General features: G+C 42.7%; 1 protein-coding gene. It reads left to right on the plus strand.

Features of this window, described 5'->3' with window-relative positions:
- Window positions 1–508: nucleotide exchange factor GrpE (gene grpE / locus R8N49_RS28505; RefSeq protein WP_318190620.1), on the plus strand; the 508-nt coding region annotated here is incomplete at its 5' end.
- Between the last annotated feature and the right edge of the window lie 106 nt (window positions 509–614).

Below are 614 nucleotides of genomic sequence, written 5' to 3' on the forward strand. Positions count from 1 at the left end.
TGAAGCAGAACTTGAAGAAATTGGTGACGAGAAAGACGCTAAGATTGCTCAACTAGAAGCGGCATTATTGTCTAGCGAAACCAAAGTAAAAGATCAGCAAGATGCAGTGCTTCGTGCAAAAGCTGAAGTTGAAAATATGCGTCGTCGTACTGAACAGGAAATCGACAAAGCGCGTAAATACGCTCTTAACAAGTTCGCTGAAGAACTGCTTCCTGTTATCGATAACCTAGAGCGTGCGATTCAAGCAGCAGATACAGAAAACGAAGTGATTAAGCCGATCCTTGAAGGTGTTGAGCTAACTCACAAGACGTTTGTTGATGTGGTTGCTAAGTTTGGTTTGAAAGAAATCAACCCTGAAGGTGAAACGTTCAACCCTGAATTCCACCAAGCAATGTCTATTCAAGAAAGCCCAGATCATGAATCAAACACCGTGATGTTTGTTATGCAGAAGGGTTATGAGTTAAACGGCCGTGTGATTCGTCCTGCAATGGTCATGGTTGCTAAATAACGACGCAAGTCACTGCAAAGTAAATACAAAATGCCTGTCACGTTTGTGATGGGCATTTTTGTTTTAAACAAAGGTGTGCTCCCTCCGTCTCGCTGAACCATCGATA

The sequence above is a fragment of the Vibrio sp. 1978 genome (assembly GCF_033344345.1).